At 62.2% G+C, this 20,694-nt stretch carries 20 protein-coding genes and 1 pseudogene; 19 read left to right on the top strand and 2 right to left on the bottom strand.

Going from position 1 to position 20,694, the window contains the following annotated elements:
- Nucleotides 1-12 precede the first annotated feature (12 nt).
- The 9 genes from ehuA (at nt 13) to doeB (ending at nt 8,105) form a co-directional block, all read left to right on the top strand.
- Entirely contained in the window at nt 13-798 is a 786-nt protein-coding gene (ehuA, locus tag LAC81_RS21885) for an ectoine/hydroxyectoine ABC transporter ATP-binding protein EhuA (protein WP_223729295.1), read from the top strand.
- 71 nt (nt 799-869) lie between these two features.
- Entirely contained in the window at nt 870-1,712 is an 843-nt protein-coding gene (ehuB, locus tag LAC81_RS21880) for an ectoine/hydroxyectoine ABC transporter substrate-binding protein EhuB (RefSeq protein ID WP_419195896.1), read from the top strand.
- A gap of 69 nt (nt 1,713-1,781) precedes the next feature.
- Nucleotides 1,782-2,441, top strand: a complete 660-nt coding sequence (gene ehuC / locus LAC81_RS21875) for an ectoine/hydroxyectoine ABC transporter permease subunit EhuC (RefSeq protein ID WP_223729293.1) — start codon at nt 1,782-1,784, stop codon at nt 2,439-2,441.
- Nucleotides 2,442-2,443: 2 nt separating this feature from the next.
- Nucleotides 2,444-3,106, top strand: coding sequence for an ectoine/hydroxyectoine ABC transporter permease subunit EhuD (ehuD, locus tag LAC81_RS21870; protein ID WP_223729292.1), 663 nt, complete (start codon nt 2,444-2,446; stop codon nt 3,104-3,106).
- The gene (gene eutA, locus LAC81_RS21865) at nt 3,106-3,882 is read left to right on the top strand and encodes an ectoine utilization protein EutA (protein ID WP_223729291.1); all 777 of its coding nucleotides are present in this window, start codon (nt 3,106-3,108) and stop codon (nt 3,880-3,882) included. Before ehuD ends, eutA begins: the two co-directional genes overlap by 1 nt.
- 2 nt (nt 3,883-3,884) lie before the next feature.
- Nucleotides 3,885-4,886, top strand: a complete 1,002-nt coding sequence (gene eutB / locus LAC81_RS21860) for a hydroxyectoine utilization dehydratase EutB (RefSeq protein ID WP_223729290.1) — start codon at nt 3,885-3,887, stop codon at nt 4,884-4,886.
- Nucleotides 4,883-5,875: an ectoine utilization protein EutC gene (eutC, locus tag LAC81_RS21855; RefSeq protein WP_223729289.1), complete on the top strand. Its 993-nt coding sequence runs from the start codon at nt 4,883-4,885 to the stop codon at nt 5,873-5,875. Before eutB ends, eutC begins: the two co-directional genes overlap by 4 nt.
- A gap of 34 nt (nt 5,876-5,909) precedes the next feature.
- Nucleotides 5,910-7,091 carry an ectoine hydrolase DoeA gene (gene doeA, locus LAC81_RS21850; RefSeq protein WP_223729288.1) on the top strand — a complete coding sequence of 394 codons (1,182 nt, stop codon included), beginning with the start codon at nt 5,910-5,912 and terminating at the stop codon, nt 7,089-7,091.
- Between the two features lie 3 nt (nt 7,092-7,094).
- The gene (gene doeB / locus LAC81_RS21845; RefSeq protein ID WP_223729287.1) at nt 7,095-8,105 is read left to right on the top strand and encodes a N(2)-acetyl-L-2,4-diaminobutanoate deacetylase DoeB; all 1,011 of its coding nucleotides are present in this window, start codon (nt 7,095-7,097) and stop codon (nt 8,103-8,105) included.
- A gap of 112 nt (nt 8,106-8,217) precedes the next feature.
- Here doeB and LAC81_RS21840 read toward each other — a convergent pair whose 3' ends face one another.
- Both LAC81_RS21840 and LAC81_RS21835 read right to left on the bottom strand, forming a co-directional pair.
- The gene (locus LAC81_RS21840) at nt 8,218-8,700 is read right to left on the bottom strand and encodes an Lrp/AsnC family transcriptional regulator (protein ID WP_223729286.1); all 483 of its coding nucleotides are present in this window, start codon (nt 8,698-8,700) and stop codon (nt 8,218-8,220) included.
- A gap of 34 nt (nt 8,701-8,734) precedes the next feature.
- Nucleotides 8,735-9,337 carry an amino acid synthesis family protein gene (locus LAC81_RS21835; protein ID WP_223729285.1) on the bottom strand — a complete coding sequence of 201 codons (603 nt, stop codon included), beginning with the start codon at nt 9,335-9,337 and terminating at the stop codon, nt 8,735-8,737.
- A 304-nt stretch (nt 9,338-9,641) separates the two neighbouring features.
- Here LAC81_RS21835 and LAC81_RS21830 point away from each other — a divergent pair, with 304 nt between their 5' ends.
- From LAC81_RS21830 to LAC81_RS21785, 10 genes and pseudogenes are all read left to right on the top strand, one after another.
- A complete protein-coding gene (locus LAC81_RS21830) occupies nt 9,642-10,985 on the top strand; it encodes an amidohydrolase (protein ID WP_223729284.1) in 1,344 nt (447 codons plus the stop codon).
- 171 nt (nt 10,986-11,156) lie between these two features.
- Nucleotides 11,157-12,916, top strand: a pseudogene (locus LAC81_RS21825) (helix-turn-helix domain-containing protein).
- A gap of 180 nt (nt 12,917-13,096) precedes the next feature.
- Nucleotides 13,097-14,092 carry a flavin reductase gene (locus LAC81_RS21820; RefSeq protein ID WP_113540957.1) on the top strand — a complete coding sequence of 332 codons (996 nt, stop codon included), beginning with the start codon at nt 13,097-13,099 and terminating at the stop codon, nt 14,090-14,092.
- A 1-nt stretch (nt 14,093) separates the two neighbouring features.
- Nucleotides 14,094-15,608 carry an aldehyde dehydrogenase gene (locus tag LAC81_RS21815; protein ID WP_113540958.1) on the top strand — a complete coding sequence of 505 codons (1,515 nt, stop codon included), beginning with the start codon at nt 14,094-14,096 and terminating at the stop codon, nt 15,606-15,608.
- A 34-nt stretch (nt 15,609-15,642) separates the two neighbouring features.
- Complete coding sequence (locus LAC81_RS21810; RefSeq protein ID WP_223729283.1) at nt 15,643-16,719, top strand: LLM class flavin-dependent oxidoreductase; 1,077 nt, start codon at nt 15,643-15,645, stop codon at nt 16,717-16,719.
- Nucleotides 16,720-16,721: 2 nt separating this feature from the next.
- The gene (locus tag LAC81_RS21805; RefSeq protein WP_223729282.1) at nt 16,722-17,531 is read left to right on the top strand and encodes an alpha/beta fold hydrolase; all 810 of its coding nucleotides are present in this window, start codon (nt 16,722-16,724) and stop codon (nt 17,529-17,531) included.
- Complete coding sequence (locus LAC81_RS21800) at nt 17,524-17,913, top strand: carboxymuconolactone decarboxylase family protein (RefSeq protein ID WP_223729281.1); 390 nt, start codon at nt 17,524-17,526, stop codon at nt 17,911-17,913. The genes LAC81_RS21805 and LAC81_RS21800 overlap by 8 nt, the downstream gene beginning before the upstream one ends.
- Before the next feature lie 138 nt (nt 17,914-18,051).
- Nucleotides 18,052-18,882 carry a transporter substrate-binding domain-containing protein gene (locus LAC81_RS21795; RefSeq protein ID WP_223729280.1) on the top strand — a complete coding sequence of 277 codons (831 nt, stop codon included), beginning with the start codon at nt 18,052-18,054 and terminating at the stop codon, nt 18,880-18,882.
- Between the two features lie 58 nt (nt 18,883-18,940).
- Nucleotides 18,941-19,915: an amino acid ABC transporter permease gene (locus LAC81_RS21790; protein ID WP_223729279.1), complete on the top strand. Its 975-nt coding sequence runs from the start codon at nt 18,941-18,943 to the stop codon at nt 19,913-19,915.
- The gene (locus LAC81_RS21785; RefSeq protein ID WP_223729278.1) at nt 19,912-20,655 is read left to right on the top strand and encodes an amino acid ABC transporter ATP-binding protein; all 744 of its coding nucleotides are present in this window, start codon (nt 19,912-19,914) and stop codon (nt 20,653-20,655) included. The genes LAC81_RS21790 and LAC81_RS21785 overlap by 4 nt, the downstream gene beginning before the upstream one ends.
- Nucleotides 20,656-20,694 lie beyond the last annotated feature (39 nt).

Raw genomic sequence — 20,694 nt, 5'->3', positions numbered from 1 at the left:
GGAGAGACATGCATGGCAGCGCCGATCATCCGCATCGACAACATCACCAAACGCTACGGTCCGCTGACCGTACTCGACGGTCTGTCGATGGACGTGCTGCCCGGAGAAAAGCTGGCGCTCATCGGCCCCTCCGGTTCGGGCAAGACGACGATCCTGCGTATTCTCATGACATTGGAAGCGATCAACGGCGGCCATATCGAGGTCGACGGCGACCAACTCTATCACATGCCGAAGAATGGCAGCCTCGCGCCGGCCGACGACCGTCATCTGCACAAGATGCGCGAGAAGATCGGCATGGTCTTCCAGCACTTCAACCTCTTCCCGCACAAATGCGTGCTCGACAATGTCACGTTGGCGCCGATGCTGACGAAAGGCGCCGCGAAAGCGGCGGCGGAGAAGCGGGCGATGGAGCTTCTCGACATGGTAGGCATGGCCGACAAGGCCAGGAGCATGCCGGCGCAATTGTCCGGTGGCCAGAAGCAGCGCGTTGCGATCGCCCGGGCGCTCGCGCTCTCGCCAAAGATCATGTTGTTTGACGAGGTGACCTCCGCGCTCGACCCGGAACTGGTCGAAGAGGTGCTGAACGTCATGCGCAAGCTCGCCGTCGAGACCGACATGACCATGTTGCTTGTCACCCATGAGATGGGTTTCGCCCACGACTTTGCCGACCGCATCCTCTTCTTCGACCGCGGCAAGATCGTCGAGGAAGGCAAGCCGGACGAGATATTCCGCAATCCCAGGCAGGAACGCACGCAGACCTTCCTGCGCAAGATCATCGCGGCAGGGCACCGCGTCTGAGCGGCCTTGCTGCCCGGAAACAAGCTCCAAACAAAAACCAGGGACAGCCAGAGGAGTTCGCAACTATGAGCATGAGAAACTTTTTGACCATGACCGCCAGCGCAGGCGCCCTGACGGGAATGGTTGCCGCAGCACCTGCTTGGGCCGACGGCAAACTTGAAGAGCTGAAGGAACAGGGTTTCGCGCGTGTCGCCATCGCCAACGAGCCGCCCTTTACGGCAGTTGCCGCCGACGGCAAGGTTTCCGGTGCCGCACCGGACGTGGCGCGCGAGGTCTTCAAGCGCCTCGGCGTCGAAGACATCGTCGCCTCGATTTCGGAATATGGCGCGATGATCCCGGGTCTGCAGGCCGGGCGCCACGATGTCATTACCGCCGGCCTTTTCATGAAGCCGGAGCGCTGCAACGCCGTCGCCTATTCCGAGCCGATCCTGTGCGACGCCGAAGCCTTCGCGCTGAAGAAGGGCAACCCGCTCAAGCTCAAGAGCTACAAGGATATCGCCGACAATCCGGATGCCAGGATCGGTGCGCCAGGCGGCGGCACGGAAGAGAAGCTCGCGCTCGAAGCCGGCGTTCCGCGTGATCGCGTCATTGTCGTGCCGGATGGCCAGAGCGGCCTGAAGATGCTGCAGGACGGCCGTATCGACGTCTATTCGCTGCCGGTGCTTTCCATCAACGCTCTTGTCGCCAAGGCGAACGACCCCAGTGTCGAAGTCGTGGCGCCGGTTGAAGGCGCGCCGGTCTATTGCGACGGCGCGGCCTTCAAGAAGGGCGAGGAAGCCTTGCGCGATGCCTTCGACGTGGAACTCGCAAAGCTCAAGCAGTCGGGCGAGTTTGCCAAGATCATCGAACCCTATGGCTTCTCGGCCGCGGCCGCTATGTCGACAACCCGCGAAAAGCTCTGCGCCGCCAAGTAAGCGCCGCAGTACATCGTCCTCTCCCCGGATTGGGGAGAGGAGCCATCTCCTTGCTACATGGAAGAACGGATGACCGACTGGTCCGGTTACATAGGGCTGATCCTGCAAGGCGCGCTCGTGACGCTTGAGCTCACCGTGCTCGGCTCGATGCTCGCCGTCGTCATGGCGTTCGTCGCCGGCCTCGGGCGCGTCAGCCGCTTCCTGGCGGTTCGCGCGCTTGCCACCACCTATATCGAGTTCTTCCGCGGCACGTCGATCTTCGTTCAACTCTTCTGGGTCTATTTCGTGCTGCCCTTTGCCGGCGTCACGCTCTCGCCGCTTCAAGCCGGTGTTCTGGCGCTGGGTCTGAATGTCGGAGCCTATGGGGCTGAAGTCGTGCGCGGCGCGGTCAAGGCGATCGGCCGCGAGCAGCGCGAGGCCTGCATTGCGCTCAATCTCTCCCGCTATCAGTCGATGCGTTACGTGATCCTTCCGCAGGCCCTGCCGCTGATGCTCCCGACCTTCTGCAACAATGCGATCGAGCTCCTGAAGGGCACGGCCGTCGTCTCGCTCATCTCGCTGACCGACATGACTTTCCAGGCGCAGGTGGTGCGGGCCCAAACCGGCAGCACGCTCATTCCGTTCGCAACGATCCTCGTGCTCTACTTCCTGATGGCACTTGCCATCTCCCACGGCATGCGCTGGCTGGAACGCCGGGTAACGCGCGGCCTTGATGGCGTGAGGACCTGACGATGGAATGGGACTGGAATTTCGTCTGGGAGATCATGCCGACCCTGCTCGAGGGCCTGAAGATCACCATTCTGGCGACTGTGTTCGGCGCGGCCCTCGCCGCCGTCATCGGCCTCGTCTTTGCCATCCTGCGCATGACCGCGCCGAAACCGATCGCGCGGGCCGTGGCCTTCATCGTGGAATTCATTCGCGGCACGCCGCTGCTCGTGCAGCTCTATTTTATCTTCTTTGTCCTGCCGGATATCGGCATTCGCCTGCCGGCGATGCTCGCCGGCATCATCGGGCTTGGGCTGCACTATGGTACCTACGCCGCCGAGGTCTACCGTGCCGGTATCGAGAACGTACCGCGCGGCCAATGGGAGGCGGCAAAGGCGACGAACCTGACCGGCCGCCAGACCTGGATCCACGTCATCCTGCCGCAGGCGATCCCGCCCATGATCCCGGCGCTCGCCAACTATCTCATCGCCATGTTCAAGGAGACGCCGCTGCTCTCCGCCATCACCGTGCTCGAGCTGATGAACCAGGCGAAAAGCGTCGCCAACAGCAGCTATCGCTATATCGAGCCGATGACGCTGGTCGGGGTCTTCTTCCTGATCATGAGCCTGATCTCCGTCGTCTTCCTGCGCTGGCTGGAAGAACGTTACGCCCGAGTGGAGGAACGCTAATGCAGACGTTCGACCTTGCACTTGCTTCGCGCGCGCCCAAACTGGACGACCGTCCGATGGACAAACGCGTCGGCCTGATCATCCTTGCGACGGATCACACGACGGAAGTAGACTTCCAGAGCTTGGTGGCAAGCGAGCGGATCGGTGTCTATGCGACCCGCATTCCCTATGCCAATCCGGTGACGCCGGAGAACCTGCGCGCCATGCAGCCTTCGCTGACATCGGCGGCCGCGCTGATCCTGCCGGACGAGCCTCTCGACGTCGTCATGTACTCCTGCACGTCCGCCTCCGTCGTCATCGGCGATGCGGAAGTGAAGATGGCCGTGCGCGCAGCCAAACCGAGTGCTGCCGTCGTTACGCCCACTGCGGCAGCTACCTCCGGCCTCAAGGCGTTGGGCGCGAAGCGCATTTCCGTGCTGACCCCCTATACGATCGAAACCAGCAAGCCGATGGCTGATTATTTCGTGTCGCTCGGCTTCGACATCGCCCGCTTCACCTGCCTCGGCCTCACCGACGACCGGGAGATGGCGCGCATTTCTCCGCACGAAATCGTTGCCTTCGCGAGGCAAGCGACTGCACCCGATAGCGACGCGCTCTTCATATCCTGCACGGCTGTGCGGGCGGCAGGCGTGGCGGCGGAGATCGAGGCCACCATCGGAAAGCCGGTCGTCACCAGCAACCTTGCCACGGCCTGGGCTTGCCTGCGGCTCTGCGGCAATGACACGGCGCGTCCGGAACTCGGCCGCCTCATGACGCTTGCCTATTCGGACCAGTAGCGATGTCGAACCTTCAAGTTACATTGGCGGATATCGAACAGGCGGCTCGGTGCATCGACGGCCGGGTCTTGAATACGCCGCTCGTGCTTTCCGCTTCGCTCTCCGAACGCTGCGATGTGCCCATCGGCCTCAAGCTTGAGCACCATCAGACGACGGGCAGCTTCAAGCTCCGTGGCGCCACGAATGCCGTACTCTCGCTGACGTCGGAAGAGCGGGAGAGGGGTGTCGTCGCCGCCTCTACGGGCAATCACGGCCGGGCGCTCGCCCATGCCGCCAAGGCCGAAGGATCAGTCGCGACGATTTGCATGTCCAGGCTCGTGCCCGACAACAAGGTGTCGGAGATCCGCAGACTCGGCGCCAATGTCCTGATCGTCGGCAAGTCGCAGGATGAGGCACAAGTCGAGGTGGATCGGCTGGTGACCGAAGACGGTTTCGTCATGGTGCCACCCTACGACAACCGCGCCGTGGTCGCTGGCCAGGGCACGCTCGGCTTGGAGATCGTTGACGCGATGCCGGACGTGGCGACAGTTCTTGTGCCGCTTTCGGGCGGCGGGCTCGCGGCCGGTGTCGCCGCGGCCGTGAAAGGGCGGTCACCGAAGACCCGCGTCATCGGCCTCACCATGGATCGAGGGGCTGCAATGAAGGCGAGCCTTGACGCGGGGCGGCCGGTGCAGGTCGAGGAAGTGGCAAGCCTTGCCGACTCCCTCGGTGGCGGCATCGGCCTCGATAACGCCGTGACCTTCGAAATGTGCCGAGCGCTGCTCGATGATGTGATCCTGCTTTCGGAGGAGCAGATCGCCGCCGGCATAAGGCACGCCTATGCCGCGGAGCGTGAGGTGATCGAGGGGGCAGCAGCCGTCGGCGTTGCAGCCCTGCTCTCCGGCCGGCTGGGCGGGCTGACGGGGCCGGTGGCGGTCATCCTCTCCGGCCGGAATGTCGACATGGACTTGCACAGACGGGTCATCAATGGCGGGGTCGGTCCGCTTGCGGAGGCAGCGGCATGACGACGATGAAGATTCTCACCGAGGCAGAACTGAGGCACATCGTTCCGCTCGATCTTGCGGCCATCGCCTGTGTAGAGGAGGCATTTCGCGCACTCGCCACAAAGGCGGTCGTCATGCCGCCGATCCTGAGGCTCGACATGTCCGAAGTGCGCGGTGAGGTGGATGTGAAGACCGCCTACGTGCCCGGTCTCGACGGTTTCGCCATCAAGATCAGTCCTGGCTTCTTTGGCAATCCGCAGATCGGCCTGCCGAGTACCAACGGTCTGATGGTCCTGCTTTCCGCGAAAACCGGCCTGGTAGAGGCCGTGCTGCTCGACAATGGCTACCTGACGGATGTGCGTACAGCGGCAGCCGGCGCCGTCGCGGCTCGGCACCTTTCGCGCTCGGATGCCATGGTTGCCGCCATCTTCGGCGCAGGCATGCAGGCAAGGTTGCAGCTTGAGGCATTAAGCCTCGTGCGGCCGATCCGCGAAGCGCGCATCTGGGCGAGGGATGTTGCGAAAGCCGAGGCCGCCGCAGCGGACTTGACGGTGAAGCTCGGCTTTCCGGTTCGAGCGGAGGCCGACGGCGCGCGAGCTGTCGATGGCGCCGAGATCATCGTCACCACCACGCCTTCCGAAACACCGGTACTTCGGACCGATTGGCTCCAGCCTGGCCAGCATGTCACGGCCATGGGGTCGGACGCCGAACACAAGAACGAGATCGAGCCCGCCATTGTCACCGGCGCCGGCCTCTATGTCGCCGACAGCCTCAAGCAGACGCGCAGGCTTGGCGAACTGCACCATGCCATCGAAGCGGGCCTCGTGGCGGAGGGCACCATCTTCCCCGAACTCGGCGAGATCATCGCCGGGCGCAAGCCGGGCCGCAGCGGCCCTGAGCAGATCACCGTGGCGGACCTGACCGGCACGGGCATTCAGGACACGGCCATCGCAACGCTTGCTGCCGCCCGCGCGGCAGCGGTGGGCGCCGGCACGATCTTCGAGAGTTGAGACCGGCTTTTCGCCGGGTATAGAGGAAAAACCGATGAAACAAGCGAACCTGAAGTTCTCACTTCCGGAGTATGAAACGCGTCTTCAAAAAACGCGAAAAGCCATGGAAGCCAAGGGCATCGACGTGCTGATCGTCAGCGATCCGTCGAACATGAACTGGCTGACCGGCTATGACGGCTGGTCTTTCTACGTGCACCAATGCGTCGTCGTGCCGCCGACGGGCGAACCGGTCTGGTATGGCCGCGGCCAGGATGCCAACGGCGCCAAGTTTACTGCCTACCTCAAGCACGAAAACATCATCGGCTATCCGGACCACTATGTGCAGTCCACCGAGCGCCACCCGATGGATTACCTCTCGGCCAAGCTTGGCGAACGCGGTCTCGACAAGCTGACGATCGGCGTAGAGATGGACAATTACTGGTTCTCCGCTGCCGCCTTTGCCTCGTTGCAAAAACACCTTCCGAATGCCCGCTTCGTCGATGCGACCGCCCTCGTCAACTGGCAGCGCGCGGTCAAGAGCGAGGCGGAAATCCGCTACATGCGCAACGCCGCGAGGATCGTCGAAAAGATGCATGAGCGCATCTTCGACAAGATCGAGGTCGGCATGCGCAAGTGCGATCTGGTCGCGGAAATCTATGATGCCGGAACCCGTGGCGTCGACGGCATCGGTGGCGACTATCCGGCGATCGTGCCGCTGTTGCCCTCCGGCGTGGAGGCGTCTGCGCCGCACTTGACCTGGGACGACCGGCCGATGAAGACAGGCGAGGGAACGTTCTTCGAGATCGCCGGATGCTACCACCGCTACCACGTGCCACTCTCGCGCACCGTCTTCCTCGGCAAGCCGACACAGGCCTTCATCGACGCCGAGAAGGCGACGCTGGAGGGCATGGAGGCCGGCCTCGAAAAAGCGCGACCCGGCAATACCTGCGAGGACATCGCCAACGCGTTCTTCGCGGTGCTGAAAAAGTACGGCATCGTGAAAGACAACCGCACGGGCTACGGCATCGGCGTTTCCTATCCGCCGGACTGGGGCGAGCGCACGATGAGCCTGCGTCCCGGCGACCGCAGCGAACTGAAGCCGGGCATGACCTTCCACTTCATGACGGGGCTTTGGCTCGAGGACATGGGCTTCGAGACCACGGAAAGCATCTTGATCACCGAGACCGGTGTCGAGTGCCTCGCCAACGTGCCGCGCAAGCTTCTCGTGAAGGATTAAGCCATGCGGGAGATTACGCTTCGTCCTTCGCCGATCAGTGCCACCGTCGATTTTTCGGTCGATGGCATCCAGCACGGATTCCTGCGCCTGCCCTACAGCCGCGACGATTCCGCCTGGGGCTCGGTGATGATCCCGGTGACGGTCGTGAAGAATGGGGAGGGCCCGACGGCCCTTCTCACCGGCGGCAACCACGGCGACGAGTATGAAGGGCCGATTGCGCTCTTCGATCTCGCCCGTAAGCTCAAAGCCGAGGACGTGACGGGCCGCGTCATCATCGTGCCGGCGATGAACTATCCGGCCTTCCTCGCCGGCACGCGCACTTCGCCAATCGACAAGGGCAACATGAACCGCAGCTTCCCGGGTGCGCCGGACGGCACGGTTACGCAGAAGATCGCCGACTATTTCCAGCGCACCCTGTTGCCGCTCGCCGATATCGTCCTCGACTTCCATTCGGGAGGAAAGACGCTCGATTTCCTGCCCTTCTGCGCGGCCCATATCCTGCCAAACAAGGCGCAGGAGGAGAAGGCCTTCGCCCTCGTCAGCGCCTTCGGTGCCCCTTGGTCGATGAAGATGCTGGAGATCGATGCCGTCGGAATGTACGACACGGCGGCGGAGGAGATGGGCAAGGTCTTCGTTACCACCGAGCTCGGCGGCGGTGGGACGGCGACGGCCAGGAGCGCACGCATCGCCAAGATGGGCGTTTCGAACGTGCTGAAGGCGGCGGGCATCTTGAATGGGCCGATCGACGGTGCGCAAACCACGTGGCTCGACATGCCGGACGGCAATTGCTTTTCCTTCGCCGAGGATGGCGGCCTCATTGAACCGCTCGTCGATCTCGGCGATACGGCAAAGAGCGGGCAGGTTGTCGCCCGCATCTATCCCGTCGGCCGCGCGGGCGCTCAACCGTTGGAGGTGCATGCGAAGATGGACGGCATCCTTGTCGCTCGCCATTTCCCCGGTCTGGTCAAATCCGGAGATTGCGTCAGCGTGCTGGCAACCATTGTCACGGGATAAGCTTGGCCGCCCGGGGCAGCGTGGGCGGCGAGTGCCGTATGGCTAGGCAAGGCGAGCCGAGTGGATGGCTCGCTCTGCCCCGAAACACGAGTACTCTACGAGGAGAGACTTGCTAGGCCGCATCGGTGACCAACGATGACACGGGAAGCGTCGGCTCTTCCTTCACGGTCTTGGTGACGATGTAGGTGAAATAGCGAGCGATGCCGAGCTCCCGATCGAGAAGCGCGTCGATCAGGCGCTGGTAGGCGTCGATATCCGCGGTGACAAGTTTCAGGATGTAGTCGACGCCGCCCCCGACCGACCAGCAGCAGACGATCTCGGGCATATCCCGGATCGCCCGTTCGAACCTGTCGAAATCGGCCTGGCGATGGTTGGCCAGCGTCACCTCAAGCATGACGTTGGCAACCGGCGCGATGCTTCGCATGGAGATGCGTGCGTGATAGCCGCAGACGATGCCGGCCTTTTCCAACTTGCGCAGTCGCATCCAACAGGGCGTCGGAGAAAGCCCGACCGTTTCGGCGAGCGCAAGCTTGGTAATGCGGCCATTGCGCTGGATCGCATCCAGAATACGCAGGTCGATCGCATCGAGTTTCATGGCAAGCTCCCGCGCCGCCGGACGCTCGCTCTTATCAAGTGCTGCTCTGTGATGCCGCTTTTTCGGCTTCCATCTCGGCCATGTCCTGGAAGCGGTCGGCGATGCGGGCATGGGCGCGGCCGCTGTCGGAGGCACCGATGGCGACGATGATTTCGTCCGGGCCAGGGGCGTCGGCGATCTGGAAATTGGCGGTGAGGAAATGCGATCGTTTGCCGTTTTCGCTCTTGTGCATCATCGGCAACGACAAGAGCGCGCCTGGCGCATTACGGGTGTTGGCGAATTCAAGGTAGTTGGTGCCGCCGATCGCCTCGCGGAAGGAATTGCCGAAGCGCAGCGTGTGGATCATTGCCGAAGCATGTTCAATTTCGCCGGCGATGCCGACGGCCGCTGCCTTGCCGCAAGCCTCGATCCTGTCCGCCGCCATCTGGCAGAGCAGCCGGTCCGTCATCTCCTGGCTGAGTTCACCGGCGATGCGAGTGATTTCCGGCCGCAGGTCTTCGACAAAGCCTCGCCCTGCCCAGGGGTTCTGGATCACTGCAGCCACCACCACGATGTTGACCGGGCGCGCCGCCGCCTTGCCGCCTTCGACGAGGGTTTCTTCCAGGAAGGTGCAAATTTTTCTGATGCCGAGGGTCATTTGGAACGCCGCTGATAGTGGAAACTTGCGGCAACTTACCGGGGCGCTTGCAGATTTCTTCCGCTGTTTCGAGGAAGTGGGCGCCGATCGTTCCTGCAAAAACAGGTAGGGCCCTGCGCTGAACGCATCTCGCTCAATGAGCAAAATCTAAATCGTCGCCGTCCTTTACGAGGAAGCTTTGGCCCTTAGCTCGGAGGGGAGAAAAAATGACATCGGTCTTCCTCCGTCCGTGAGAATGCCCCCGTCTCAGCGCCCGCCCATCATGGCCCCGCCAACCGGCGACCACCAGATGGAAGGGAACCAAATGAAGACGATACTGGCGAACACGACTGCTTTGATGCTTGTTCTGCGGCTTTCCGCGGGCATCGCTTACGCCGACAGCGCAAGGCTCGATACGCTCATCGACCAGAAGTATCCGGAGATTGAGAAGGTCTACAAGGACCTCCACGCCAATCCCGAACTTGGCTTTCATGAGACGCGGACGGCAACGCGACTGGCCGGGGAGCTGGAAAAGCTCGGCTTCGAGGTGACCGTCGGCTTCGGTGTGGATACCGGTCTCGTCGGTGTCTTTAGGAATGGCGACGGTCCGACGATCATGCTCCGAACCGAGCTCGATGCGCTGCCGATGGAGGAAAAGACCGGGCTCGATTACGCCAGCCGCGTACAGGTGCCGGCAACCCAATGGCCTGGAAACACAGATGAGACGGCAAAGGTCTTTGTCGCCCATAGCTGCGGCCATGATATCCATATGGCGTCATGGCTTGGAGCGGCCCAATTGCTGGTCGAGATGAAGGATGATTGGAAAGGAACGCTGCTGCTCGTCGGTGAACCGGCCGAAGAAATCGGCGGCGGTGCAACCGCCATGCTGAAGGCAGGCCTGTTCGAGAAGTTTCCGAAGCCGGATTTCGGCTTCGCCATGCACGTCAACGGTGACACCGCCGGCAAGATCACCGTGAAGGACGGTGCCTTCAGCGGGAACTCTGATACGTTCGACCTGACCTTCAAGGGTCGCGGAGCCCACGGCAGCGCGCCGCATCTCTCGATCGATCCGATCGTCTTGGGTTCCCGTTTCGTCACCGATATCCAGGCGGTCGTCAGCCGCGAGAAAGATCCACGCGAACCGGGAGTGATCACGATCGGAAGTTTTCAGGCGGGAACCGCGGGCAACATCATCCCCGACCAGGCCAAGCTGAAGCTGACCATGCGTTCGACGACGCCGGAGACGCGCAAGCTGCTGCTGGAGGCCATGCAGCGCGTTGCCGAAACGACGGCGCAATCGGCCAAGGCGCCGGAACCCGAACTGGTGCGTATCGGCGGCGGCGCTGTGGCCGGCACGAATTCGTCGCAGCTGATCGGCGATATCAAGCCGGCACTGGATGCGTCCTTCGATGGCGTCGTGTACGTTCCGGCCGCGGTCCAGCCGACGCTGGGCGTCGAAACCTATCCTGAGTTCATAGAAGCCGGCGTGCCTTCCATTTTCTATTGGGTTGGCGGGAGCTCACCTGAACAGATCGAAAAAGCTAGCCAAGAGAACAGGCCCGTTCCCTCCAATCATTCGCCATTGTTCGCTCCGGCCCCGGAGATTTCCATCAAGACGGGCGCGAAGGTTCTGGCGATCTCGGTGCTCGAAAAAGCCAGCGTTGACTGAAGCCTGAATAGAGCCGTGGGTTCGTGGTCGTCGGCAGTTCGATGGCCACGAACTCGGCGTTGAAGATACTACCTTTCATAGAAAGGTTGACCGAAGATATCCATCGAAACGAAGTAGACTTGTCCGGTGTCGGCGCGCATGTTGATTGATAGAAATCAAGAGGCGAGGCATTTGGATCAGAAGTCCCGGATATTGTCGCTGCGCGACGTCGCGAGCCAGATCAACAGCGGTAGCGACCTTCAGACGGCGCTGCAGGAGCTCATCGTTGCCGCATGCCGCCATGCGAACTGGGCGCTGGGGTCGATCATGGGCATCGATGCCGCGCATGGCTATGCCCATGTCATCGTCCGCTATGACCCAACGCTGATCGAACGGCAACTGCCCGACAAATGGGAGCTGGCGACCAGCCCCTCCCTGATCGCCTTGCAGCGCAATGAGCCCGTCTACATCAGGGATGCACGCGAGTCGGGCGAGTTTCCTGGCTATCGAAAAGAAGCCTTCGAGCGCGACTATCGAACGGTGCTCGTCATGCCGATGAACTGCAGGGACGCCGAGGGGCGCCCGATGGTCCTGAGCGTCATCGCCCGCGAGGTGACCGAGGTGTCGGAAGACGACCTCGCCTTTCTCGGCACGATCATCCACCTCGGCGCTATCGCCGTCGAGCGGGAACACCGTCTCGAAGCCGAGAAGCGATCTGCCCAGCGGCTGGAACGCGCGCTGGAGGCGCATACGTCCCTGCTCGAACATGTGTTGAGCGACCGGTCGGTCGCATCGCTTTCCACCATGGTCGGGATGATGTTGCCGAATCCGGCTGTAGTCGTTGATTTTACAGCCAATCAGGTCGTCGCCGGACGGTCGCCGAACGCGCTTTACGACGAGGCCAGTTGGCAGCATTCGGCCTCTGGCGTCCTTAGCCGACCGCTGCCATGAGCCTCTACCTCGACGACGGCACGCAACGGTTCAAGATAACCGCCCGCGTCGAAGCGCTGATGGTCGACAACCAGCTGGTGGGAGCGCTGATCATCTTCCCGACGACCCGCGAATTCAGCGATCTCGATCTCCTGATGTTAGACAGTGCCAAGTTCGCATTGAGCGTGCAGATGATGCGAAGCTTCATCCGGTTTCGCTTCGAGACGCGGACGCAGACCGAGCTCTTCTTCGAGGTCGTGGAGGCGCGGTGGCGCAATGCCGGCGATGTCGCGCAACGGGCTCAACGGCTTGGCTTCAGTTTCTCAACGCCTCAGCAGATGATCGTCGTTGATTTTCCGGACAAGACGAAGGCATTTGGTGGCGCTTCCGTCGATGTGGAGCACACGCTATCGCGTGTCATGCAGCAGGCATCCGTTCAGGCGAACCTGATCGCGGTCGAGGGCGGCGTCGTCTGCCTCGTCCCCCATGATACGGGTAAGCGGCAGGAGCGCACGACAAAACTCGCCCGGCGCATCGCCGAGGAACTTGGCCGCTATTTCGACGAGGCACCTATCGTCGTCGCCAGCAACCGGTGTGCGACCCTGTCGGACTATCCGCCAGCCTGGGAGCGCTGCGCCCGGATGATCCGCATCGGACGCTCCTTCGGCCTGACCGGTGCGGTCTCCGCCCAGGATTTCGGTCCGCTGCCGATGCTGGTCGCCGCCTGCGAGGCGGGCGACGTGCGCGGCTTCGTGCAGGAGAGCGTGGGCGCAATTGCCGATCATGACCGGGACAACGGGACGCCCTACCTTGAAACCTTGTCGGTGTATCTGCAGGAAGGTTGCCGTAATCAGGCCTGTGCCGATGCGATGGGCCTGCATGTGACGACGCTGCGCTATCGGCTGGCGCGCATTCAGGAGCTGTTCGGGGTCGATGTCGAGACGCCTGAGAAGCGCTTTGCCGTCGAGCTCGCGATCCGTCTGCATGGCGTCATCGACAACGGCTCTACCGCCAGCAACTAGCATATCGTCATCGGTCGAGAGCCGCCTGGCGACTTCGTCGCCACCCGCTTTCGCGGCCTTCGATCATCTCCTCGGGATCGATGGAGAAGTTCTCTCTCCTCTCCTTTGAAGCCATGGAAGCATGGTCGCCATGACGGCGTTAGCCTCCAACCAACTTACTGGTGAGGAGGCGAGAAGCGCATGGTTGAGACAACAGCATCGACGGACGTGCCGATTGATCCGATTGCGCTTCGTCGCGCCTTCGGCACGTTCGTGACAGGTGTCACGGTCATCACCACCCGCGACGAAGACGGCACACCGCGTGGAATGACGGCTAATTCCTTCACGTCGGTTTCGCTCGATCCGCCGCTGCTGCTGGTCTGCGTCGCGAAATCCGCGTCGAGCTATCCTGCCTTCACCAATGCGGGATGTTTTGCGGTCAATATCCTCCATGAAGGGCAGGTCGACGTCTCCGGAAACTTTGCCTCGAAATCCCCCGACAAGTTCCAGTCGGTGACGCATGACCATATTCACACGGGCGCGCCGGTCCTGACCGACAGCCTGACCTGGTTCGACTGCACGACTTTCAACACCGTGGACGCCGGCGATCATGCGATCCTGATCGGTCAGGTCCGGGCATTCGGCACCAGCCCCACCGCACCGCTCGGCTTCTGCCGCGGCCGCTATGCCAGTGTGAAAGACCCGCTGCCGAGCGGTTGGCTTGCGTCGCATGGAATGATCATCGGCTATCTGATCGAGGCCGGTGACGGCCTGCTCCTGCGCTCGGATGGCAAGGGCGGCTGGGTTCTGCCGTCAGCACGGCGTCGCAAGGCGGACAGCCAGCTCGTCATCGATGGTGGCGACGCGCTCAGCCTCGTCCCGGACGAGACCTTTCTCTACTCGGTTTTCGATGTTGCCGACAGCGACCCGGGCTACCTTGTCTATCGCGCCCGGCTGGCGGGCAAGGGCGGCGCCGGCGCGAGCCTGCCATCCGATCTGCGCTTCTTCCCACTCGACGATCTTCCTGACGAAGCGATCGCGACGCACGAACTGCGATCCATGTTGCGCCGCTACGTGCGCGAGCGGCAGGCGGGTCGCTTCGGCATCTACATGGATTCCGACGACGGCGGCCGTATCGCGATGATCGACGGCGAAGCCCGCACCTGGCTTCAGGCCTCCCCAGACCAAGGACAATAATATGAAGACGACGGTCAGTTCCATCGAAGGTTCACGTCAGCTGCTGTTCATCGGCGGGCAATTCGTGGCACCAAAGAGCGGCAACTACATCGCCAGTTTCGACCCGACGACGGGTAAGCCCTGGTACCATTTTGCCGAAGCGGATGCGGACGATGTCGGGGCTGCCGTCACTGCTGCCGCCGCTGCCTTCCGCGATCCGGCCTGGCGCCGCATGACGCAGACCGATCGCGGCGCGCTGATGCGCCGTCTTGCCGAACTCGTTCGCGCCAACGCCGATACGCTCGCGGAAATAGAGACGCGCGACAATGGCAAGCTGCTGAAGGAAACTCGGGCGCAAATGCGCTCCATGCCCGACAGCTACCACTATTTCGCGGGCATGGCAGACAAGCTGCAGGGCGAGACGATCCCGATCAATCGTCTCGATACGCTGAACTTCAACCTGCGCGAACCCTTGGGCGTCGTCGGCATGATCACGCCGTGGAATTCGCCGTTGATGCTTCTGACCGGCACGCTGGCGCCTTGCCTGGCGATCGGCAATACGGTCGTCATCAAGCCCTCGGAACACGCGACCGCGTCGACGCTGGCGCTTGCGGAGCTGATCCACGAGGCGGGCTTTCCCGCCGGCGTCGTCAATGTGGTAACGGGTACGGGCCAGAGTGCCGGTGAGGCGCTGACACGTCATCCCGGCGTTGCGAAATACGTCTTCACAGGCAGCACGGCTACCGGCCGGCGCATTGCAGGAAACGCAGCGCAAAACCTTGTTCCCTGCTCGATGGAGCTTGGAGGCAAGTCGCCTCACGTGGTCTTCGGCGATGTCGATATCGAACATGCGGTCAACGGCGTCGTCTCGGGCGTCTTCGCAGCAGCCGGCCAGACCTGCGTCGCGGGTTCACGCTGCTTCGTCGAGGAGCGTGTCTACGATCGCTTCATCGAGGCGCTTGTCGCCCGCACGCAGCGCATCCGCGTCGGCCTCCCGACGGTCGACGACACCGACGTCGGTCCGCTCGCGCTCGCCGATCAACTTTCCAAAGTCGAATCCTATGTGGCCTCCGGCATCAAGGAAGGGGCGCGCGTCGCCGCCGGCGGCAGCCGTCCGCAAGGTCACGGGCTTTCGTCAGGGGGCTGGTACTTTGAACCGACCGTGATGGTCGATGCGCAAAACGACATGGCCTTCATGCGCGACGAACTCTTCGGCCCCGTGGTCGGCGTCATGCCGTTCCGCGAAGAAGAAGAGATGATCGGGCTCGCCAACGACACGCGCTACGGCCTTGCCTCGGGCATCTGGACAAAGGACATCGATCGGGCGCTGCGGTTCGCCAACCGCATCGATGCCGGGACAGTCTGGATCAACACCTACCGCTCCGCCTCCTTCATGTCCGCCAATGGTGGCTTCAAGGAAAGCGGATACGGCCGGCGCGGCGGCTTCGAGGTCATGCACGAGTTCTCACGATTGAAGAACGTCATCGTCGACTACTCCGGCGCGATGCAGGACCCCTTCGTCATCCGCCTGAAATGACAGCAAAAGCACGGGAACAGGAAAGGCAGAAAACATGAAGTTCGCGGTCTCCCTCACAATGGAACGCTTCTCCCCCGATATTCCGATGGAGCAGGTGAAGAGCAACCTGCTGCGACTTGCGCGGCTTGCCGACGATGGCGGCTTCGAGACGCTGTGGACTGCCGAGCACCATACCCTGGAATGTACGATTTCCCCCAATCCGTTCCAGACGCTGGTTTGGCTTGCACAGCACACGGATCGCATCCGGCTGGGTACCTCCACGCTGGTTGCACCCTATTGGAACCCGATCCGGCTCGCCGGCGAGTCGGCGCTCTGCGATCACCTGACCAATGGACGCCTGGAGTTCGGCATCGCGCGCGGTTCCTACCAGTACGAGTTCGACCGCATGGCGGGTGGCATGCCGCAGCAGGAGGGCGTGGCCTACATGAAGGAAATCGTGCCGGCCGTGAAGAAGCTCTGGTCCGGTGACTATGCTCATGAGGGGCAATACTGGAATTTTCCGGTCACGGCCGCGGTGCCGAAGCCGCTGCAGCAGCCCCACCCGCCAATCTGGGTGGCGGCGCGCGATCCGGGAACCTTCGACTGGGCGATCGCGAACGGCGCGAGCATCCTGTCGACGCCGCTTTCCGCTCCGGAGGCCGAAATCCACGTCCTCGCCGAGAAGTTCCGCAAGGCCGTCGCCGACCATCCGGAAGTACCGCGTCCGCGCTTCATGATGCAGCGCCGGACCTGCGTCTACGACCGGCCGGACGGCTGGGAGCGCGCCGTCAAGCACAGCATGGACTACGGTCGCGCCTTCGAAAACCTCATGCAGAACATCGGCACGGTGCACAACGGCTTTCCCGAGGCGGTGCCGTACGAAGCGGTCAAGGGCAAGGACAACTACAACCCCGAAAACATCCGCAAGAACCTGATGTTCGGTACGCCGGACGAAGCGATCGAGAAGCTGCTGGTCTACGAGGCTGCCGGCGTCGATCAGTATTGCCTGGGCCTGACTTTCAATCTGCCGTTCGAGCTGCAGAAGCGGACGCTGGAGCTGTTCGTCAAGGAAGTCATGCCCTTCTTCGCGGCGCGTGAGAAGGAACAGAAGCGCGTTGCGGTGGGAGCCTGACCATGGCAGCGGCTCAGCGCCATACCATTGGAGAGGTGACACTCAACTATCGCATCGAAGGTGACGGCGAACCGCTCGTCTGCATTCACGGCGTCGGCTCCTATCTCGAGGCATGGTCGGGCGTGGTCGAACGGCTGAAGGATCGGTTCACGATCCTGACGTTCGACCTTCGCGGGCATGGACGGTCGAGCCGGGTCAAGGGTCGCTACGAGATCGATGACTTCGTCAACGAGACGCTAAGCCTCGCCGACGCTGCGGGTTTTCCCACTTTCAATCTCGCAGGCTTTTCGCTCGGCGGGCTGATCGCGCAGCGTCTGGCTCTCACCCATCTTGGCCGCCTGCGCAGGCTGGCGCTTCTGTCGACCGTCGCCGGCCGCACGCCGGCCGAGCGGGAGCGTGTTCTTGATCGCCTCGCGGCGCTGAGGGCCGGAACGCCTGCCGATCATCACAATGCCTCGCTGTCGCGCTGGCTGACGGAAGAGTTCCAGGAGAGCAACCCGGAGGTGATCGAACGGCTAAGGGCGCGGGATGCCGAAAACGATCCCGACTGCTACGCCGCCGCCTATCGCGTGTTGGCGGAAACGGATTTCGGCGGCTTTCTCGACCAGATCCGCTGCCCGACGCTGATCACTACCGGCGAAGACGATGCCGGCTCCAACCCGCGCATGGCGCGCTACATGCACGAGCGCATTCCCGGGTCCGAGCTTCGCATCCTGCCAGGCCTGCGCCATTCCATCCTCATCGAGGCGCCCGACGTCGTGGCGACGCTGATGGGCGAGTTCATGAGCCAGGGGGAGACGGTCGATGGATGAGGCACTTCGGGCAAGGGGGGAGGCCGTCCGACGCCAGGTGCTTGGCGATGCCTATGTCGACCGGGCGATCGGCAATAGCGATGCCTTCTCGCGTCCCTTCCAGGATCTGTTGAACGAATATTGCTGGGGCACCGTCTGGACGGACGAAGGCCTCGATCTGAAGAGCCGCAGCCTGCTCAACCTCGGAATGCTCGCGGCGCTGAACCGCATGCACGAGTTCGCCATCCATTATCGCGGGGCGATCCGCAATGGCCTGACCGATGAGGAGCTTCGCGCGGCACTCGTCCAGATCGCGGTTTACTGCGGCATTCCCGCAGGCGTCGAGGCCTTCCGGGTGGCGCGCAGCGTCCGCGATGAGATGGCCGAGAAAGGAGAGCGCTGACTTCCACTGTTTTTAGGAAAGGGCGGCCCCGCGCTACCTCGGATCACCGGAAGACGGATGGCGGCCTCAGAACTCAAGATCAACCCGTTGGCAGGAAGAGGACCCTGTCAAAAACAGAACGATAAAGGGAACGACAGCATGAACACATTCTCAAAACTCACCGCGGCCGCATCGCTAGCCCTGTCGCTCGCAACCGTTCCGGCTCATGCCGGTGCCGTGCTCGACCACGTGCTCGACGCAAAGACCCTGAAGGTAGCGACCGACGCCAACTGGGCGCCGCAATCCTTCATGAACGAGAACAACGAGATGGACGGCTTCGATGTCGATGTCGCCAAGGAACTCGCCAAGCGGCTGGGTGTGGGTGTCGAGTTCGTCACGCCCGGTTGGGACATCATCACCGCCGGCAACTGGCAGGGGCGCTGGGACATGCATGTCGGCTCGATGACGCCAACAAAGGAACGCGCCAAGGTCTTCGATTTCCCCGCGGTGTACTATTACACCCCGGCCGCTGTGGCCGTGCACAAGGATAGCCCTGTCGTCGGCTTGATCGATCTGGACGGCAAGGTTGTCGGTGCGACGGCGACGTCCACCTTCGAAGCCTATGCCAAACAGGATCTGACACTCGATGCCGCCGGCGCGCCTGCCTTCGAATACACCTTCAAGCCGAAGGAGGTGAAATCCTACGCCAACTCGACGACCGCGTTCGATGATTTGCGCCTCGGTGACGGCGTGCGCCTCGACGCAGTCGTGTCGTCACTGCCCAGCATTCGCGACGCAATCAAGGCCGGATATCCGATCAAGCAGGTTGGCGACCCCGTCTTTTACGAGCCGCTCGCCGTCGCCATCGAACGCGGCGACAAGGAACTGAATGACAAGATCGCCGAAGCGATCAAGGCAATGCAGAGCGACGGCACACTGAGCAAGCTTTCCGAGAAGTGGTACGGCGTCGACTACACCGTCGTGAAGTAAGGCAGCCACATCTGGCGGTCCGGGCAACCGGACCGCACGTTGTCCAAAGGGACCAAAGATGCTTTATCCGGATACTGTCGAGTCCGAAATACTCGTCCACAAGCCGTGGTTCGTGGCCAGCATGTTCGCCGCTGTCCTCATCGCCTTCACGGCCTTCGGCCTGACCGGCACGACGATGGGCGAACTGATGCGTCCGGTGATCGGGGAGCCGCTTGAGAGTGGGTTCTACGGCCGCTTTGCGACCGCCTTCGTCGTGGCAGTGCTCTTCTGCCTCAACATCGTGCTCATCGGCTTTGCGAGCCTCAGGGTCCAGATCGCCGTCGTCTGGCTCGAGTTGCTGGCGCTGTTCCTTGCGTTCTTCCAGACCTTCCACCTCAGCCTGCCCTTCATCGAGGAGAAGCTGCCGTTCCTCATCACGCAGGGGTTGGTAACGACGGTCTACGTCTCGGCGATCTCGATCGTGATTGCATCTGCGATCGCCATCCTCGGCGCCGTGGCCAAGCTCTCGACGAACGGTTTCGCCTATGCGATCGCCAGCTTCTACACGTCGTTCTTTCGCGGTCTGCCGCTCCTGATGCAGGTTTACCTGATCTATCTCGGCCTGCCGCAACTCGGCTTCATCATCGACGCGGTGCCGGCCGGCATTCTGGCACTTTCGCTCTGCTACGGCGCATACATGACGGAGATCTTCCGCTCCGGCATTCAGAGCATCGACCGCGGCCAGTGGGAGGCGTCGCGCTCCATCGGCTTCGGCTTCGGGCTGACGATGCGCAAGGTCATCCTGCCTCAGGCGCTGCCGGTGATCATCCCGCCGACCGGAAACCAGTTCATCTCCATGCTGAAGGATAGCTCGCTGGTCTCCGTCATCGGTGTCTGGGAACTCATGTTTCTCGCCCGCACACTTGGCCAGAAGACCTTCCAGCATATGGAAATGCTCATATCCGCCGCCATGCTCTACTGGGCGATGTCCATCGTTCTCGAGCTGATCCAGTCCCGCATCGAACGTCACTATGCCAGGAGCAAGGTCAGATGAGTGCTGAGACCATCATCGACGCCAGGAACGTTTCCAAATGGTACGGCGCCTTCCAGGTGCTGACGGATATCAACCTTAGGGTCCGCAAAGGCGAGCGCATCGTCATTTGCGGCCCGTCCGGGTCCGGCAAATCCACCTTGATCCGCTGCTTCAACCGTCTGGAAGCACACCAGGAAGGCGAGATCGTCGTCAACGGCATCAACCTGCATACCAAGATGCGCAATGTCTCGGACGTGCGGCGCAATGTTGGCATGGTATTTCAGCATTTCAATCTGTTTCCGCACATGACCGTGCTGATGAACTGCATGGTCGGACCGATGTGGATCAACGGCGTGTCGGAAGCAGAGGCACGGGCACGCGCGCTCACATTCCTGGAGCGCGTACGAATCCCGGAACAGGCCAACAAGTTTCCCGTCCAGCTTTCCGGCGGCCAACAGCAGCGCGTCGCGATCGCGCGCTCGCTCTGCATGCAGCCGGCGGTGATGCTGTTTGACGAGCCGACCTCCGCACTCGATCCGGAAATGGTTTCCGAGGTCCTTGAGACGATGACAAGCCTGGCGAAGGACGGCATGACGATGGTCTGCGTCACGCACGAGATGGGCTTTGCCCGGGCCGTTGCCGATCGCGTGATCTTCATGAACTCCGGACAGATCGTCGAAGAAGCAAACCCCGACGAGTTCTTCACCAATCCGAAGCACGAGCGGACGAAGTTATTTCTCAGTCAAATTCTGAAGCATTGAAGCGACGTTGGGGACTGCGATCGCTCGTGGCTCCCCAAC

Origin of the sequence: Ensifer adhaerens, from assembly GCF_020035535.1 — a bacterium.
Classification (GTDB): domain Bacteria; phylum Pseudomonadota; class Alphaproteobacteria; order Rhizobiales; family Rhizobiaceae; genus Ensifer.
This window is presented reverse-complemented; position numbering and strand designations above follow the sequence as displayed.

What these genes read in the sequence shown, in the direction of transcription:
- ehuA (WP_223729295.1), top strand. Translation starts at nt 13, where the DNA reads ATGGCAGCGCCGATCATCCGCATCGACAACATCACCAAACGCTACGGT.
- ehuB (WP_419195896.1), top strand. Translation starts at nt 870, where the DNA reads ATGAGAAACTTTTTGACCATGACCGCCAGCGCAGGCGCCCTGACGGGA.
- ehuC (WP_223729293.1), top strand. Translation starts at nt 1,782, where the DNA reads ATGACCGACTGGTCCGGTTACATAGGGCTGATCCTGCAAGGCGCGCTC.
- ehuD (WP_223729292.1), top strand. Translation starts at nt 2,444, where the DNA reads ATGGAATGGGACTGGAATTTCGTCTGGGAGATCATGCCGACCCTGCTC.
- eutA (WP_223729291.1), top strand. Translation starts at nt 3,106, where the DNA reads ATGCAGACGTTCGACCTTGCACTTGCTTCGCGCGCGCCCAAACTGGAC.
- eutB (WP_223729290.1), top strand. Translation starts at nt 3,885, where the DNA reads ATGTCGAACCTTCAAGTTACATTGGCGGATATCGAACAGGCGGCTCGG.
- eutC (WP_223729289.1), top strand. Translation starts at nt 4,883, where the DNA reads ATGACGACGATGAAGATTCTCACCGAGGCAGAACTGAGGCACATCGTT.
- doeA (WP_223729288.1), top strand. Translation starts at nt 5,910, where the DNA reads ATGAAACAAGCGAACCTGAAGTTCTCACTTCCGGAGTATGAAACGCGT.
- doeB (WP_223729287.1), top strand. Translation starts at nt 7,095, where the DNA reads ATGCGGGAGATTACGCTTCGTCCTTCGCCGATCAGTGCCACCGTCGAT.
- LAC81_RS21840 (WP_223729286.1), bottom strand. Translation starts at nt 8,700, where the DNA reads ATGAAACTCGATGCGATCGACCTGCGTATTCTGGATGCGATCCAGCGC.
- LAC81_RS21835 (WP_223729285.1), bottom strand. Translation starts at nt 9,337, where the DNA reads ATGACCCTCGGCATCAGAAAAATTTGCACCTTCCTGGAAGAAACCCTC.
- LAC81_RS21830 (WP_223729284.1), top strand. Translation starts at nt 9,642, where the DNA reads ATGAAGACGATACTGGCGAACACGACTGCTTTGATGCTTGTTCTGCGG.
- LAC81_RS21820 (WP_113540957.1), top strand. Translation starts at nt 13,097, where the DNA reads ATGGTTGAGACAACAGCATCGACGGACGTGCCGATTGATCCGATTGCG.
- LAC81_RS21815 (WP_113540958.1), top strand. Translation starts at nt 14,094, where the DNA reads ATGAAGACGACGGTCAGTTCCATCGAAGGTTCACGTCAGCTGCTGTTC.
- LAC81_RS21810 (WP_223729283.1), top strand. Translation starts at nt 15,643, where the DNA reads ATGAAGTTCGCGGTCTCCCTCACAATGGAACGCTTCTCCCCCGATATT.
- LAC81_RS21805 (WP_223729282.1), top strand. Translation starts at nt 16,722, where the DNA reads ATGGCAGCGGCTCAGCGCCATACCATTGGAGAGGTGACACTCAACTAT.
- LAC81_RS21800 (WP_223729281.1), top strand. Translation starts at nt 17,524, where the DNA reads ATGGATGAGGCACTTCGGGCAAGGGGGGAGGCCGTCCGACGCCAGGTG.
- LAC81_RS21795 (WP_223729280.1), top strand. Translation starts at nt 18,052, where the DNA reads ATGAACACATTCTCAAAACTCACCGCGGCCGCATCGCTAGCCCTGTCG.
- LAC81_RS21790 (WP_223729279.1), top strand. Translation starts at nt 18,941, where the DNA reads ATGCTTTATCCGGATACTGTCGAGTCCGAAATACTCGTCCACAAGCCG.
- LAC81_RS21785 (WP_223729278.1), top strand. Translation starts at nt 19,912, where the DNA reads ATGAGTGCTGAGACCATCATCGACGCCAGGAACGTTTCCAAATGGTAC.